The organism is Bartonella sp. AP88HLJMH (genome assembly GCF_042195605.1).
Classification (GTDB): Bacteria; Pseudomonadota; Alphaproteobacteria; order Rhizobiales; family Rhizobiaceae; genus Bartonella.
In genome coordinates, this window is record NZ_JBHIOR010000007.1 from 1 (window position 1) to 15,002 (window position 15,002).

Annotated in this window: 13 protein-coding genes and 1 pseudogene; 9 read left to right on the forward strand and 5 right to left on the reverse strand. The window is 36.6% G+C overall.

Annotated elements, in window-relative coordinates; all coding sequences use genetic code 11:
- Positions 1-328: pseudogene (locus ACFIMA_RS04665) on the reverse strand (ABC transporter substrate-binding protein); the annotation flags it as partial.
- A gap of 1,091 nt (positions 329-1,419) precedes the next feature.
- Here ACFIMA_RS04665 and ACFIMA_RS04670 point away from each other — a divergent pair.
- On the forward strand, positions 1,420-1,701 hold the full coding sequence (locus tag ACFIMA_RS04670) for a DUF6460 domain-containing protein (protein WP_375621636.1): 282 nt from the start codon (positions 1,420-1,422) through the stop codon (positions 1,699-1,701).
- 22 nt (positions 1,702-1,723) lie between these two features.
- Here ACFIMA_RS04670 and ACFIMA_RS04675 read toward each other — a convergent pair whose 3' ends face one another.
- From ACFIMA_RS04675 to ACFIMA_RS04685, 3 genes are all read right to left on the reverse strand, one after another.
- Complete coding sequence (locus ACFIMA_RS04675) at positions 1,724-2,533, reverse strand: TIGR02186 family protein (RefSeq protein WP_273790722.1); 810 nt, start codon at positions 2,531-2,533, stop codon at positions 1,724-1,726.
- Between the two features lie 2 nt (positions 2,534-2,535).
- Positions 2,536-3,456: a sulfite exporter TauE/SafE family protein gene (locus ACFIMA_RS04680; protein WP_375632509.1), complete on the reverse strand. Its 921-nt coding sequence runs from the start codon at positions 3,454-3,456 to the stop codon at positions 2,536-2,538.
- 178 nt (positions 3,457-3,634) lie between these two features.
- A complete protein-coding gene (locus ACFIMA_RS04685) occupies positions 3,635-4,453 on the reverse strand; it encodes a hypothetical protein (RefSeq protein WP_375693146.1) in 819 nt (272 codons plus the stop codon).
- Positions 4,454-4,966: 513 nt separating this feature from the next.
- Here ACFIMA_RS04685 and ACFIMA_RS04690 point away from each other — a divergent pair.
- The 7 genes from ACFIMA_RS04690 (at position 4,967) to ACFIMA_RS04720 (ending at position 12,870) form a co-directional block, all read left to right on the forward strand.
- Positions 4,967-5,713 carry an electron transfer flavoprotein subunit beta/FixA family protein gene (locus ACFIMA_RS04690; protein ID WP_375677738.1) on the forward strand — a complete coding sequence of 249 codons (747 nt, stop codon included), beginning with the start codon at positions 4,967-4,969 and terminating at the stop codon, positions 5,711-5,713.
- 51 nt (positions 5,714-5,764) lie between these two features.
- Complete coding sequence (locus ACFIMA_RS04695) at positions 5,765-6,685, forward strand: electron transfer flavoprotein subunit alpha/FixB family protein (RefSeq protein WP_375632511.1); 921 nt, start codon at positions 5,765-5,767, stop codon at positions 6,683-6,685.
- A 3-nt stretch (positions 6,686-6,688) separates the two neighbouring features.
- On the forward strand, positions 6,689-8,353 hold the full coding sequence (locus ACFIMA_RS04700; protein ID WP_375613499.1) for a 4Fe-4S dicluster domain-containing protein: 1,665 nt from the start codon (positions 6,689-6,691) through the stop codon (positions 8,351-8,353).
- Positions 8,354-10,410: 2,057 nt separating this feature from the next.
- Positions 10,411-11,298, forward strand: a complete 888-nt coding sequence (gene rsmI / locus ACFIMA_RS04705; RefSeq protein ID WP_273790716.1) for a 16S rRNA (cytidine(1402)-2'-O)-methyltransferase — start codon at positions 10,411-10,413, stop codon at positions 11,296-11,298.
- Between the two features lie 4 nt (positions 11,299-11,302).
- On the forward strand, positions 11,303-11,671 hold the full coding sequence (locus tag ACFIMA_RS04710) for a YraN family protein (RefSeq protein WP_375613510.1): 369 nt from the start codon (positions 11,303-11,305) through the stop codon (positions 11,669-11,671).
- Between the two features lie 102 nt (positions 11,672-11,773).
- Positions 11,774-12,019 (forward strand): hypothetical protein, encoded by a 246-nt coding sequence (locus ACFIMA_RS04715; RefSeq protein WP_375612261.1) that lies wholly within the window; start codon positions 11,774-11,776, stop codon positions 12,017-12,019.
- Between the two features lie 56 nt (positions 12,020-12,075).
- Positions 12,076-12,870: a pyrroline-5-carboxylate reductase gene (locus ACFIMA_RS04720; RefSeq protein ID WP_375652914.1), complete on the forward strand. Its 795-nt coding sequence runs from the start codon at positions 12,076-12,078 to the stop codon at positions 12,868-12,870.
- A 310-nt stretch (positions 12,871-13,180) separates the two neighbouring features.
- On the opposite strand, the gene ACFIMA_RS04725 is transcribed toward ACFIMA_RS04720, so the two are convergent.
- Positions 13,181-14,242: an Mrp/NBP35 family ATP-binding protein gene (locus ACFIMA_RS04725; RefSeq protein ID WP_375632515.1), complete on the reverse strand. Its 1,062-nt coding sequence runs from the start codon at positions 14,240-14,242 to the stop codon at positions 13,181-13,183.
- A 604-nt stretch (positions 14,243-14,846) separates the two neighbouring features.
- Here ACFIMA_RS04725 and rpmH point away from each other — a divergent pair.
- Positions 14,847-14,981: a 50S ribosomal protein L34 gene (rpmH, locus tag ACFIMA_RS04730; protein WP_005864709.1), complete on the forward strand. Its 135-nt coding sequence runs from the start codon at positions 14,847-14,849 to the stop codon at positions 14,979-14,981.
- Positions 14,982-15,002 lie beyond the last annotated feature (21 nt).

Sequence of the window (15,002 nt, forward strand, 5' to 3'; positions counted from 1 at the left end):
ACTTCAAACCATCACGTAAATGAAAAGTAATCACCGTACTGTGATCATCACCTGAAACATCCCAATGTGTTGCTAAAGCGGGAACCATTTTAGCCGCATCATCTGTAGCAGAAACGACCAAATTATCACAAACATTGCGAACAATTTCACTTCCATAAACATCATTAAGTTGTGCGGGATCAAACGTACTAATTGCATCAAGATTCCAAGCCATCACAAGGGTATCAGCGGGTGTTTTTGCTGAAACTTGTTGTGCAACCATCGCCAAAGCTATAAAAGCAGAAACAAGAGAGCTGCTATTTTGTAATATTTTTTTCTTCAAGTTCATAGACTTTTCCTTTTAAAGTTTACTATATAAATTTCCCACACAACAAGCACATGCTTAATAATAAGGTTAGATGATCCATAAGCGCCTCAAACAAAGTATTATTAAAACCTTCAAACAACACCACTTACCAACCACGGACTTCTACCCATGGCTATAAGCCAAGACAAACCAAAACATGCAACAACAAACACTCTGACATACAATGAATGCTCCCCCATAACAGAGCCTATTCATGATGTCATAACGCCTACGATTGAAGACTATAAAACCACTATTTTCTCTCTTTTGTCGGGTAAGCTTGTCTCTTCTTTCCTCTCGCCTTTTTATGCCATCAAAAGACTCTTCTTTGTTAGCTTAAGCGCCTTAATAACAAAGAGCTCTACTAACAATTTGACATTTTAACAAAACAGGAAAATTCACCCATCAACCGACATGACCTCCTCCCCCTACAAGAGGAATTTTGAATTTTTCCATAATCCTCTGCCAAATAACAGCTTTTAAATTATATTTTATTTCTAAATAAAAGGAGCATAGGCTCCCCCTGATATTCCTTTACGCACCCACACATAACAAAACTTTTTTCCACATCGTATTTTTAATATCTTTGCTCCTTTAACAACACTCAATTCATTGCTTACATTTTTTCAGAAAAAAAGATCTTTTCAATGCACTAAGGTTGAAATATCTAAATATAATACCTATATAAGCATACCCTTATTAGAATAGATAGTCTTTTTTTAAGTAAACTGTCTTGAAATATTATTTCTATACACGACAATAATAAGTTCGTTACAAAATCTTCAATATACTAGAACTCTCACTCTGATAAGAAATGCTGAAACGTTATAAAATTTCTCTACAAATTCTCGAGACGAAAGGATATCCCTTCATTTAATAAAAGAAGCGCCATGAAAATATCGCAAAAAATGCAATAAAACATGTGTATATTTCAAAAACCAGCACCGTTAACCAGACTAAGGTGATAAACTCAAAAAGTAAGAAAAAATAAAAAAATGTTTTTCCTTTATGATAATAACATCGCTGTACCATGATAATACAATAAAAAACACGATCTTTGAAAGTATATTAAAATGAAGCGAAAAAAAAAATTATTAGATTCTTTTCATGCGTTTCTTGGAGGAAAATCACGCCGCGTTAGTCTAAAATTGCTTATTCTTTCATTCTTCATTGGCATCGTAATGAATTTTTTGGGATGGACACCTCGAAACCTCATACAAAAAATAGTAGATTTTTTTCAATCACTATGGGAAGCAGGATTTATAACGCTTACAAATTTCTTCCATATAACTATGACAGGAGCTATTGTTGTTGTGCCTATTTTTCTTATCTTACGAATTTTTCATAAAAAATAAAAGCCTTAACATTTTCCTTGCGTTAATCTTTTCGAAAAATCAAACGACACAAAAATCCTGTAGTAATAGCAATAATCACTGCAACAATACCATATAAAAAACGATACTTGTGCGCTGCATAAAAAATTGTATAGGTGATATGTGCTTTAACAATTTCAAGAGTCGTTGTAGCACTATCAATAAACTGTCCATCACGAAAAAGATAAGCACGAACTTTATAATGTCCAACTGGGATATTTGCTGGCAAACGAAAATGCGCTGTGAAAAGTGTGTCAGAACCAAAACGAACCCCACCCACTTCCTCATAATAAAGGCTTTTAGCTTTTTGTAATTTTATAAGTTCATCGCGAAAGATTTGTATTTTTTTCTGATCTTGTTCATCCGTCTGCAATGGCAAATAGAGTAATCCTAACCCTAAGCGTTTATAATCTTCAATGCTCGTAATATCGTCAATTTCACGTGTTGTGACCATAGAGTAAAAAAGAGGAACCTTTTTAAAAATAAGAGAATCTGTATTGACCCATACACCGGCATTGCGTTTTTTTTCTCGCATCACCATTGTTCGATCTTGTCCCTCTAAGCTTACAACAATATCATAACGGTTCTGTCGAGAATATAACGGATCAATATTTTCTAAAACACCAGCAATATAAAGATCACGACCAGCAAAATTTGCATCCACAGTAATCGTATTCGTTGTTACAATAATTTGGACAGTTTCGTGGTCAACTTGATCAATGAATGTAGCTGGCGTCCCAACATGTGACCATGTAGAAAAAGAAATAAAACAAAAGCAACCTGTAATGATGTATAAAGAAAATAATCTACCCATTTTTATCTCATAAGAATATCCAGAGAGAAAAGATTATCAGGGCGTATAAATAATTGAAAAGCAAGACGCATACACACAATCAACACTAAAAATGCAAGTGCCATACGCAATTGTTCAGCCTTTAACTTCCGTCCAACCCGTGTTCCATATTGCGCACCAATACTTCCTCCAAGCATTAACAAAAAAGCCAAGACAATATCAACGGACTGATTAGTCATACTTTGCAAAACTGTCGTGAAAGAAGACACAAATGTAATCTGAAAAAGTGAAGTCCCAATCACCACACTGGTTGGAACACGCAGAAGATAAATCAATGCTGGTATCATAAAGAACCCCCCACCAATTCCCATAATAGAAGACAACAACCCCACAATGAGACCAATCCCTAAAACTGGAATAATGCTAACATATATCCTAGATGTCCGAAAACGCATTTTTAAGGGTAAGCGATGAATCCAATTATGTCGACCAGCAAGACGAATATTGGCTTTTCCTGCCTTACGCTTGCGCATCATATCATACCAACTTTCAACGATCATCAAGCTTCCTACACTTCCAAGAAGAATCACATAAAGAAGCGAAATCATTAAGTCTAATTGACCTAACTTTTTCAAAACAGAGAAAACCTGAATCCCGATTAAAGAACCAATCCCTCCTCCAATCGCCAAAAGAATACCAAGTTTAATATCGAGCGTACGTCTTCTAAAATGTGTAATTGCTCCTGTTACAGATGAAGCAATCATCTGGTTAGCACCTGTTCCAACAGCAATAGCAGGAGGAATATTATAAAAAATCAATAACGGCGTGATGAGAAACCCACCACCGATTCCAAAAAGTCCTGAAAAAAAACCAGCAACGACTCCCATACCAATCAAGATCAGCATATTGAGTGACATTTCAGCAATTGGTAAATAAATACTCACTTACAGAACCTTCAAGATAATTTGAGTTTTTTTTACAATTAGAGAATCCTTCTCCAATTATCCTCTTTTCCAATAATCTCTGTTGCGTGTTTAAAAGGATAATTTTAGTTGCTATAGCTTCCGCACAAACATGAATGCGCAATACATTTCACATCTATTAACATCAACATCATAAAAATTAAAAAAAACGAGCTCCTTTTAAAAAGCTATAAAAACATAACGTTATCGCTACCACAAATGCAACGGTTAAAAAACAAAGAACACCTTTTTTTACCAAATAAGATAAAAACGAGACATGTTCCCGAGACTGCGTCCTTAAAGAAGAAAAATCATTCTCAATGCAATGATTAGATGCCTGAGCACCCATCATACCTTTTTCTTCTATCATAGCATGCCTCACTACTCCCTCAACCTTTTTAAAAGAAGATTTCAGAGTATCACTGGGCAAAGGGCTTCTATTTTCTTGCTGCAACGTATTTTCAACATTTGTTTGGAGTGAAATTATGCTGTTTTCTTTCGAAAAATTTCGCACCTTTTGAAGTAATAAGTGTTCTTGATTTCCCTCACATTCCATGTGAGCAAGTTTTTGTACAACAGAATCAGGTGATTTTGAACGAGACACCTGTCGTGTTACCGCTGCTTCTTCTAAGCTTTTTTTTTCACTCTGCAAACTTTGAACAATTGTTTTAATCTGCTCTAAAGACTGGAAAAGCTTTTTTTCTCTTTGACGACGTATATAATGTTCAGCCAAAATGGCCCGACTAATATCATCTAAGTAAGATTTAAAATGCTCTTCTACCGAATTCTGCTGCATTAAAGAACGAGGCGAATGCTTCATTTGCATTTGCGCATAAACGGTGCGTAATTTTTGAGCAATATCCGACATCGTTACTTCTACAGAAGTATCCATTCTCTCTTTCTGTTCAACAAAAGAAAAGACTTTATCGTTCCTAACCTGTTTGGTCGCCTGGTCGATCGTATGACCCTTCGTATTCACAAACGCCTACCCCTCATTAACCTTTTTGAAAAGAATCGCAACAAATGATGAGAAAGTGTGCTCTATTTTAGTAAATAGAGCTTTAAGAACTTCCAAAAACTTTTTTGTTAGAAATATTTTCCCCAATCTTTATCTAAAATATTTGAAAGAAAGATCTTTAATTTTTCTGTCTTCAAGATTTGAAGAGCAAAATCATTCCCCCATTTTTATCTTTTTCACTTAATTTTTCATTGCATAAAGGACCTATTGCACCATCATAAACAAAGCATAAGAAACTAAAAAAGAATATTCTCACAAGACAGTTTGATTTTTTTACTTTTTATTCAAGCAAATAAGGCAATTATGGCAATGCAAAAATATGAAGATTGAAAATGACGACGAGAAAGTACAAGTAAACATAAAAAAGCTTATACGAAAGAGAACACAAGTTATAAATTGAGACTTCATTCTAAACAATTTGGTTTCTTATGAGTATTGCTATAAACTTGTAACATACAAACAAAGAGGATCATTATGAAGATAATTGTCGCTGTCAAACGTGTTGTTGATTATAACATCAAGATACGCGTCAAACCGGATAATACAGGCGTTGATCTGTCTCACGTAAAAATGTCTATGAATCCTTTTGATGAGATAGCCGTGGAGGAGGCCGTTCGCCAAAAAGAATCCGGTAAAATTTCAGAAGTTCTTCTTGTTTCAATTGGCCCAGAAGCAGCTCAAGAAACTCTACGAACAGGACTTGCAATGGGAGCTGATCGCGCACTTCTTGTCACAACGGATCAAACACTTGAACCCTTAGCAATTGCTAAGATTCTCAAAACCATTGTTGATGAAGAAAAACCCGACATGGTCTTTTTAGGAAAACAAGCAATTGATGACGATAGCAACCAAACAGGACAAATGCTCGCTGCTCTTCTTGGGTGGGGACAAGCAACTTTTGCCTCACATCTTAACATAGAAAATGGGCATGCTACAGTTACTCGTGAAGTTGATAATGGAACACAAACCCTTTGTCTTCCCCTTCCCATGGTTATGACCGCCGATCTACGGCTCAATGAACCGCGTTACACCTCTCTCCCCAATATCATGAAAGCAAAAAAGAAAATCATTGAACAAAAATCTCTTACTGATCTTGGCGTCGATACGAAAGCACGCTTAACAATTTTAAGCGTTGAAGAGCCAAAACCCCGTCAATCCGGTATAAAAGTGGCAAATGTAGTAGAACTTGTCAGAGCCTTAAAACAGAAGAACTGCATTTAATATTCTCACCACTAGAGTAAAAGCAACACTCACATAAAAGGGCAAAAACTTATGGCAATTCTTTTATTGGCCGATCATAATACAGAAGAAACAGCAAAAGCACTCACCGCTGCACGCGTACTCAGTAATGATATCGATATTCTGGTTTGCGGAGAAAAAATTCAAACGATAGCGGAAAATAGTGCTAAACTTAATGGTGTGCGGAAAGTTCTTATTGCAAAAGCAGACTATTTAGCCCATCAACTTGCCGAGCCTATGTCAGATACAATTCTCATGTTAGCAAAGGATTATGATGTGATCATGGCAGCATCCAGCAGTACTGGGAAAAATGTGATGCCGCGCGTAGCAGCTCTTCTTGATCTTATGCAAATTTCAGATATTACCGCCATTCTTTCACCCAATACCTTCAAACGACCAATTTATGCAGGCAATGCATTTGAAACTGTACGCACCAATGATTATAAAAAGATTATAACAGTTCGCACCGCTTCTTTCACCCCAACACCTTCCCAAAATAATTCTGCTCCCATTAAAACAATAACACCAGCTCCCAATCCAAATCTTTCTTCTTTCGTAAAAGCAGAGACAAACAAAAGTGATCGTCCTGAGCTCACCTCAGCACGTGTTATTATATCAGGCGGGCGTGGTCTTGGTTCTCAAGAGAAATTTATGGCCCTGCTTCTTCCTCTTGCAAACAAATTAAATGCTGCTTTAGGTGCCAGCCGCGCAGCAGTGGATGCAGGCTATGCTCCCAATGATTGGCAAATTGGACAAACAGGAAAAGTCGTTGCCCCTGAACTCTATATCGCCGTTGGCATTTCCGGTGCAATCCAGCATGTAGCCGGTATAATGGATGCACAAATTATTGTTGCCATTAATAAAGATGAAGAAGCTCCCATCATGCAAATTGCCGATTACACCCTTGTAGGTGATCTCCACCAAATTATTCCAGAATTGGAGAAAGCTTTATAAGCCATGAAAGCACCTCTGCATGACCAACGTGAAAGTATGGAGTTTGACATAGTCATTGTCGGAGCAGGACCTGCAGGGCTTTCTGCCGCAATTCGTTTTAAACAAATTAATCCTGAGCTTTCTGTCACAATTGTTGAAAAAGGAACCGAAGTTGGTGCACATATTCTCTCTGGCGCAGTTGTTGACCCCATTGGTATCGATACACTCTTACCAGAATGGCGAAATGATAACGACCATCCCTTCACAACCCCTGTCACACAGGACCAATTTTTTTTTCTAAAGCCTCAAAAGTCCACAGTATTTCCCAATATTTTGCACCCTAAAATCTTATCAAATAACGGATGTTATATCGTTTCGCTTGGGAGCGTCTGCCGCTGGCTAAGCAAAAAAGCTGAAGCGTTGGGTGTTGAAATCTATCCTGGTTTTGCAGCAACAGAACCCATCATCCAAAAAGATAACGGAGCTATTATTGGTGTTCTCACCGGAGATATGGGGCTTAACAAAGATGGAACCCCTGGAAAAAATTATATGCCTGGTATGGCTTTATTGGCAAAATATACTCTGATTGCGGAAGGAGCACGCGGCTCAATTGCAAAACAACTGATACAACATTTCAACCTTAGCAAAAACCGTGAACCACAAAAATTTGGTCTTGGTCTCAAAGAGCTCTGGGAAATTGATCCCAACAAACACCAACGCGGTTTAGTACAACATTTCACGGGTTGGCCCTTAGACAATAATACCGGTGGCGGTGGCTTTATTTATCACCAAGAAAACAATATCATTTCTGTCGGTTTTGTTGTGCACTTAGATTACAAAAATCCTTATCTTTCTCCCTTTGAAGAATTTCAACGTTTTAAAACACATCCAAAACTCTATAAAATCTTTAAAGGCGCAAAACGTCTTTCCTATGGTGCACGTGTTATCAGCGAAGGAGGTTGGCAATCTGTACCAAAACTCACCTTTCCTGGTGGAGCGCTTATTGGCTGCTCTGCTGGATTTGTCAATGTTCCTCGTATCAAAGGATCACACAATGCCATCTTATCTGGCATATTAGCTGCCGATAAAATCGCTACCGCTCTTGCACAAGGTCGTGCCCATGATGAGGTTAAAGAAATCGAAGAACAATGGCGAAAAGGGCTCATTGGCAAAGATCTTTATAAAGTGCGAAATGCCAAACCGCTCTGGGCAAAATATGGGACAAAATATGGAATTAAACTTGCTGGTTTTGATATGTGGTGGCAACAACTGTTCGGATTTTCCTTATTTAAAACACTCTCCCACGGAAAGGAAGATTATGCATGCCTTGAACCAGCAGAAAAATTTCAACCCATTTCTTACCCAAAACCAGATGGCGTTGTAACCTTTGATCGCCTTTCAAGTGTTGCCCTTTCCAATACGCATCATGAAGAAAATCAACCTTGTCATTTAAAAATAGCCTCATTAAAAAAGCAAAAGGACTCTGAATATGCAATCTATGGAGGACCCTCTACACGCTATTGTCCCGCCGCTGTCTACGAGTGGCTAGAGGATAATGATCATCTGACTTATATGATAAACGCTTCAAATTGCATACATTGTAAAACATGCGATATCAAAGATCCAAACCAAAATATCACTTGGATCTGTCCGCAAGGTAATGAGGGCCCCTTCTATCCCAATATGTAATTCCCCAATGTATAATCATTGTTCATTTTCCTAAAATTGAAATATACAAAACACATTGAATAAAAATATTTCCCAGATCAGAAATCTATCAATCACCTTCCTTCATACGTTCTTTCACAATGTAAAAAGAACTCTATTCTCATATAAAATACTCTCTTCACCACATAACTTTTTTCAATAGAAAAACATAACATATTTTTATCAAAATTTTTTTATCTAAATGGCAAAACAATAATGAATATATTCTTGAAAATTCTGCAATAAAGGAAAAACTGCGGTTCTCGAAAATCTGAAAGGAAATAAGCCCGTTCTACTTTACCCCCTCTCCCACATGATCCAAAATGCTTTTAGCCCTCTCATAAGAAACATCAATCGTTTTAACTAGCCAAGAGCAAAACCTACGGAGGTACACTTCAAGTTTATTTTTTCTCCTACACTTGGCAAGTAATGCTCACTCAAGAAAACCACAAACAAATGTAGAAAAAACATTGCGAGATAAAGAGATAAAGAGCATGCTTGCTCAAGCCCTTTTTATGTTTCTAATGATAATGACACGAAAAAATCTTACATTAACCTTTTATTTTTGCATTAAAGATAATCGCCTTGCATCTAACCTTTACCAATATACTGCCCTTTACCAATATACTGCAATGAATGTATGCAAATACCGTAAGAATAAGCAGATACCAAGCCATGGAGACTATCGCTATTAGCAAAACATCTGATAAAAATCAAAATAGCTTTCATAACCACTCTATGACGCGTTTTATAGAGTTGTTTGTTTATAAAGCTTGTGCTTTCGCTGTTGCTTGTAAATCAACATCCAAATTGAACATAGTGGTATATTTAAAAGAAAGATTAAGATGAATGAAAGCTCTGCACGCCGTTCCAGATTTTGTAGTTAGAGCAAAAATATTGCATATTCTATTTGAGTAACCTCTGAAACGAAAATACAGTTTCATTTAGCAAGAATATGAAACCTGAAAGGAAAAAACCTGTTTTCCTCTTTACTATCATCTGTCCATTTGGTTTTTAAACTTTCAAAAGCATCACAATATCCTCTAAAAAGAAGAAATAACGTATTGTCCCCGCTTTTATTACTTAAGTTTTTTTATAGGAGCATATCCTTCAAAAAAATAAGGTATCCAAAATTAAAGCAGACTTGTGTTGTTCAATCATGGGCTTGTTTTTAAGAGATAGCTCTCATATCAAACAATTATTTCGCGACACTATCCGAAAAAGGTATAACACACTCCTGTGAACGAACAGTTCTATATTTACGAGATAAAAAGTACAAGCTAGCAGCATCATTTTCTCTGCGATCCCCAATGATGCGATAATCTTTGCTTTGAGAAAGTTTCAAGATGCACGAAAATAATTTTGATTAATGACTATAAGAAGAGCTGAGATAATGTTACGATATTGAAAGCTCCTAATTAATAGGCAAAATAATAAATTTTCCATTACAAATCAAATCTTTAAGATAAAAATTAGCCTTAAACGTTTCTAAGGTACTCATTATACTGTTAAAGCTATAGAGAATATGAAAAAATAAAGTATTTTGCTGATAAGAGCTTATATTTAATCAATAACAATACAGTCAGCTGCCAGTTAACTGTTTGTGCTTCAAAAGAGGCTGTTTATATTTGCTCAGAAAAACAGTTTGGATATCAATAGAATATTTGAAAAATCGGCATTATGAAAATAATCTAAAAAGCTTAGCTTTTAAAAGAGCATAACCAAGCATGAGATGATAACATGGGTAAAATTGTTTTTTGGTTCTCGAAGGAAAAACTTTATAGAAAATCATGGGGCTGATAGAATATTGGTTACATTTGGAATTTGTTTTACTGGAAAAAATAATGCGGACCAAAATAGATAATAATGTTAAATTAAGACGTTAAATATGAAATTATCTTATTGTAGTGTAATCGATTATTCGAGTAAGGTAAGCCTTTGTAATGATAAAAAATGTGCTGGTAAAAAATAAGCCAAAATGGCTTATGAGTATGGATAAAAATCTTGTGGTGAGGAGAATTTAATGAAAAGAAAAGAGCATGTGTGAAAAAGCATATTTTATAGGTGCGCATGCTTATTCTGCACCCGTTATAGAATCAGGGCTTTATCTTGTGGCAACACCTATCGGAAATCTTGCAGATATTACGCTTCGTGCTTTGCAAGTGCTTGCAGGAATTGATATTTTAGCGTGTGAGGATACGCGAGTAACACGTGTTTTGTTAGAACGTTACGGTATTCAAAAAAAAACTTTTCTCTATCATGAATATAATGCGCAAAAAGCGGGTCCAAAGCTCTTAGCGGCTTTAGCAGAAAACAAAACAGTAGCACTTGTTTCAGATGCCGGAACACCACTTATTTCTGATCCCGGATTTCGATTGGTGGAAGAGGCCCGTAAAGCTGGTCATAAAATCATTCCTATTCCTGGAGCATCCGCTCTTTTAGCCGCTCTTATACCGACAGGGCTTCCTACTGATAGCTTTTTTTTTGCAGGTTTTTTGAGTGCACGAAAGCTACAACGCCGAAAACGGTTGGAACAATTAAAAGAGATTCCAGCAACTTTGATTTTTTATGAATCACCGCATCGTCTTGTTGAAACTTTACAGGATATGGTCACACTTTTTTCGGCTGATCGACCTGCTGCCATTTGTCGTGAATTAACAAAAAAGTTTGAAACAGTAGATGTTTCCAATTTGGGGAACTTGTTGGAAAATTACAGAAAACAAGCACATATTCGTGGGGAAATTGTTGTAGTTGTAGGAGAATCATCTTCTTCTTTAAATGTGATAAGTGATCAAGAAATTGATGAAATGCTACTAGAACGCGCACGGACATATTCTGCTGCTCAAGCGGCAGCTTTTGTTGCAAAAAAAACCGGTTTAAAAAAGCAGGAACTTTTTCAGCGATTAATCTTTTTAAAAAATGCATAAAATGATGCAAAAAAAACGCAGACAAAAGTCTTTTTATCGAGGGGTACGTGCAGAAAAATTGGCAGCTTTGTGGCTACGTTGCAAAGGGTTTCACATTGCCGAAAGGCGTTTTAAAACAAAATGTGGAGAAATTGATTTAATTGCACGACGCGGAAATCTTGTGTTAATCGTTGAAGTTAAAGCACGTTCAACGTTGGCTGAAGCAATGGAAGCGGTTTCCCGAATGAATGAAAAGCGAATTGAGGCAGCTGCCGATATTTGGCTCGCACGGCAAAAAGATTATGCCCTTTTGTCTGTACGCTTTGATTTAATTGCAATTTTACCTTGGCGTTGGCCACAGCATATCCCTGCATTTTTTACATCTGATCAATAAACGGCACCCCCCGTTTTAACCATATTCAATAAAAAACATTTCGTTTTTATGTGCATATGCGTTAAAAAGTGTGTAATAATTGAGCGCTATAAGGAGCGAAATATGGATGATTATGAAAAGTTTGCAACAGGTTTGCTCATCATTTTTGGAGCGCTAATTATTGGTGGTTTAATGGCAATGCATATTGTGCTTATGAATAAACCAGGTTTTTTATTTGCATTAGCCGCAGCTGTTGTTGGTTGGTTTTCTGCTTTTGCCGTTCTCTTTGACAAGCCCAAAATCTATTTGGTTTTGATTATTCTTGCTATGTTATGTGTTGCTTCTTCAATTAGCGTTTATGTTAGTTAAAACACCTGAGATGTTGATTGAAATTCCTTTTAAAATATGAAACTGAGAAATAGATAATGAGACTTGGCTTTTTGGGAACGGGTACAATCAGTGCTTCAATGGTGAATGGCTTAATGACAAGCAACTTTGATGTTTCTTCCATTATTGTTTCGCCTCGCAATGCACAAACAGCAAAGCGCCTTTCACGCACTTATGATAAAGTTATGATTGCTGAAAATAACCAAGCGTTGCTCGATGTTAGTGATTGTGTTTTTCTTTGCTTGCCCAATCAAATTGCAGAAGACGTTTTGCGCTCTCTTTGTTTTCGTCCAGAACAGCTGGTTATTTCCGTACTTGCTATGGCAAAAGCAGCAGAAATAGAAGAGTGGATTAATCATAAAGTTTATCGTGCTGTTCCATTACCTTTTGTTGCAGAATGCAAAAATTTGACACCAATCTATCCCAATCATCCCTTTTTGCGCACTTTATTTGATGCATTGGGGGGCACATTGGTGCTGGATAAGGAAGAGCAGTTTAATCTTTTTATGACAGCTGGTTCACTTATGGGAGTATATTTTAATTTTATAAAAACTGCCCATCAATGGTTTATAACACAAGGGTTAAAAAAACAACAATCAGCAGAATTCCTTACCATGATGTTTGGAAATCTTACAGATGAAATGCGTAAAACTATAGCAACGGATCGTTCTGTATCTCTCGATTTTGCACTGCTTGAAAAAGAGTTTTCAACAAAGGGTGGAACAAATGAATTTTTGTCAAATTACTTTTCTCAACAAGGGGGAAAGAATGCTTTAACAATGGCTCTTGAAGCTACTTTGCAAAAAATGAATGCTTCTAAAAAGAAATGTTGAGATTTATATCAAGAAAACTCGTATCAAAAAATGATTTTTAAAATATTTTTTACAACCTTTTACAATTTTTCTAAAATATTTTTATTTTCGGTCTTCTTCTTTTAGCCTCAAGTCCAATATTTTTTCTACCTCACAGCTCTAGCTCTTCAATTTTGTTCCCCTTCAGGTTATCCAAACGCATGAATAATTTTTTGTTTATTTAACCTATATACTCCATTCACACATTAAAACTTCCTCTTACAAAGAAGCGACTATTTTTATGTCTTTCATGATTGTGTTTTAATAAACTCTCTTAAACACCCCCCCCCATTCAAAAGAGTTGATTTTTTATTTGATCAACAATTTTACGATATAGTTTAGCATGCTCTTCACTAGGCTTAGCAACAAAAATAGGGATTCCCTCATCTGAAGAAAATCGTAAAGCTGCATCAAGCGGTATTTCCGCTAAGAAAGGGACTTCTCGACGTTCCGCTTCTGCCCGTGCACCACCATAGCCAAAAATATCATAGCGTTTTCCCGTATCAGGAGCGATAAAATAACTCATATTCTCAATGAGTCCTAAAATAGGAACATTAACTTTCATGAACATTTCTATTGCTTTACGTGCATCCACTAAAGCAAGATCTTGGGGCGTAGAGACAACCAACGCACCTGTTAATTGTACCTGTTGGGCAAGCGTTAATTGTGCATCCCCTGTACCGGGCGGCATATCAACGACTAAAACGTCCAGAGGGCCCCATACAACATCTCGTAACAATTGCGTTACAGCTGCCATAACCATAGGACCACGCCATACTACCGGCTTTTCTTCCTCAACCAAAAATCCCATCGACATCAATTTAAGTCCAAATTTTTCAAGAGGTTGAATCTTTTTTTCTCCAATAAGCTGTGGTTTTTGATTAACAAGTCCTGTCAAACGTGGCAACGAAGGACCATAAATATCAGCATCCATCACCCCCGTCTTGAAACCAGAATCTTGTAAAGCTAAGGCGATATTTATTGCCATCGTAGATTTTCCGACCCCTCCTTTTCCAGAAGCAACAGCAATCACATGCCGCACACCTTCTATGGGCATTTTGATCGGTAAGAGATTTGCTCTTCGACTAGGTGCTGTCTTTGTTATTTTTTCTGCTGTAAGTGTAACAACAGCAGATTTCACTCCCTCCAAAGCACATACCACCTTTTCAGCAGAACGACGCAATGATTCCCATTTTTGCACACCTCCATCAGGAACTGTAATGGAAAAGAAAACCTTACCATCAGCAATCAATATTTCTGAAAGAAGACCCAACGACACAATATCTCTTTCAAGATCTGGTCCTTTGATTGTACGTAATACGTTGCGGACAGCCTCACTTGTGATAAGATCCATGTTCTTTCCTCTCTATAAAAATACCAGCAAATATAAGCATAAGAACGAAAAATACTTACAAGGTTCATCACCTGATAATTTTGTTCATCACTTGATAATTTTCTACTTTACTCAGCATTATAAAGTATACATCTCTTATCTCTTTAAAAATATGAAACCATCCTTAAAATAAAGAAGCTCAAACATAAAATCTGCTATAAAATCCTATCAATCACGTTTGTGCTACAACCACTTTAATGAATATTCTGATAAAAATTTTGTAAAAACAAAAACTGAAAAAAACTCTTAATCTTAAAGGATATTTTAAATTGAGCATACAGTAATCAGTCACACCTTCTTTAATTCTTTAAGGCCCTAGCTATTTATGTTCTGTAGATTCAATCGTTATTTTCTAACACTCCTACAGTATTGTAAAAAAGCGTTACAGATAGTTATAAGGTGTTTTGTATTCTTTCAAGAGAGAGAAAAACAATCTAAGATTGACTTTTTTTATATTTTTCCTTATGGGTTAACAGCCGTATGATAGGATAAAATTGTTTATCTCGCGCATAACTACTCATAAAACGAAAATTAAGAAGGGCCGCACTCCGCGGTATTTAAATAAATGAAACGTACTTACCAACCCTCTAAACTTGTCCGTAAACGCCGCCATGGGTTTCGTGCACGCATGGCCACAGCTGGAGGACGTAAAGTTATTGCTGCAAGACGTGCTCGTGGACGTAAGCGGCTTTCTGCTTAACCATTTAAATTTTCACAACCG

Excerpts from the sequence above, each read along its gene's own strand:
- ACFIMA_RS04670 (WP_375621636.1), top strand. The coding sequence starts at position 1,420 with ATGAAGCGAAAAAAAAAATTATTAGATTCTTTTCATGCGTTTCTTGGA.
- ACFIMA_RS04675 (WP_273790722.1), bottom strand. The coding sequence starts at position 2,533 with ATGGGTAGATTATTTTCTTTATACATCATTACAGGTTGCTTTTGTTTT.
- ACFIMA_RS04690 (WP_375677738.1), top strand. The coding sequence starts at position 4,967 with ATGAAGATAATTGTCGCTGTCAAACGTGTTGTTGATTATAACATCAAG.
- ACFIMA_RS04695 (WP_375632511.1), top strand. The coding sequence starts at position 5,765 with ATGGCAATTCTTTTATTGGCCGATCATAATACAGAAGAAACAGCAAAA.
- ACFIMA_RS04700 (WP_375613499.1), top strand. The coding sequence starts at position 6,689 with ATGAAAGCACCTCTGCATGACCAACGTGAAAGTATGGAGTTTGACATA.
- rsmI (WP_273790716.1), top strand. The coding sequence starts at position 10,411 with ATGTGTGAAAAAGCATATTTTATAGGTGCGCATGCTTATTCTGCACCC.
- ACFIMA_RS04710 (WP_375613510.1), top strand. The coding sequence starts at position 11,303 with ATGCAAAAAAAACGCAGACAAAAGTCTTTTTATCGAGGGGTACGTGCA.
- ACFIMA_RS04715 (WP_375612261.1), top strand. The coding sequence starts at position 11,774 with ATGGATGATTATGAAAAGTTTGCAACAGGTTTGCTCATCATTTTTGGA.
- ACFIMA_RS04720 (WP_375652914.1), top strand. The coding sequence starts at position 12,076 with ATGAGACTTGGCTTTTTGGGAACGGGTACAATCAGTGCTTCAATGGTG.
- ACFIMA_RS04725 (WP_375632515.1), bottom strand. The coding sequence starts at position 14,242 with ATGGATCTTATCACAAGTGAGGCTGTCCGCAACGTATTACGTACAATC.
- rpmH (WP_005864709.1), top strand. The coding sequence starts at position 14,847 with ATGAAACGTACTTACCAACCCTCTAAACTTGTCCGTAAACGCCGCCAT.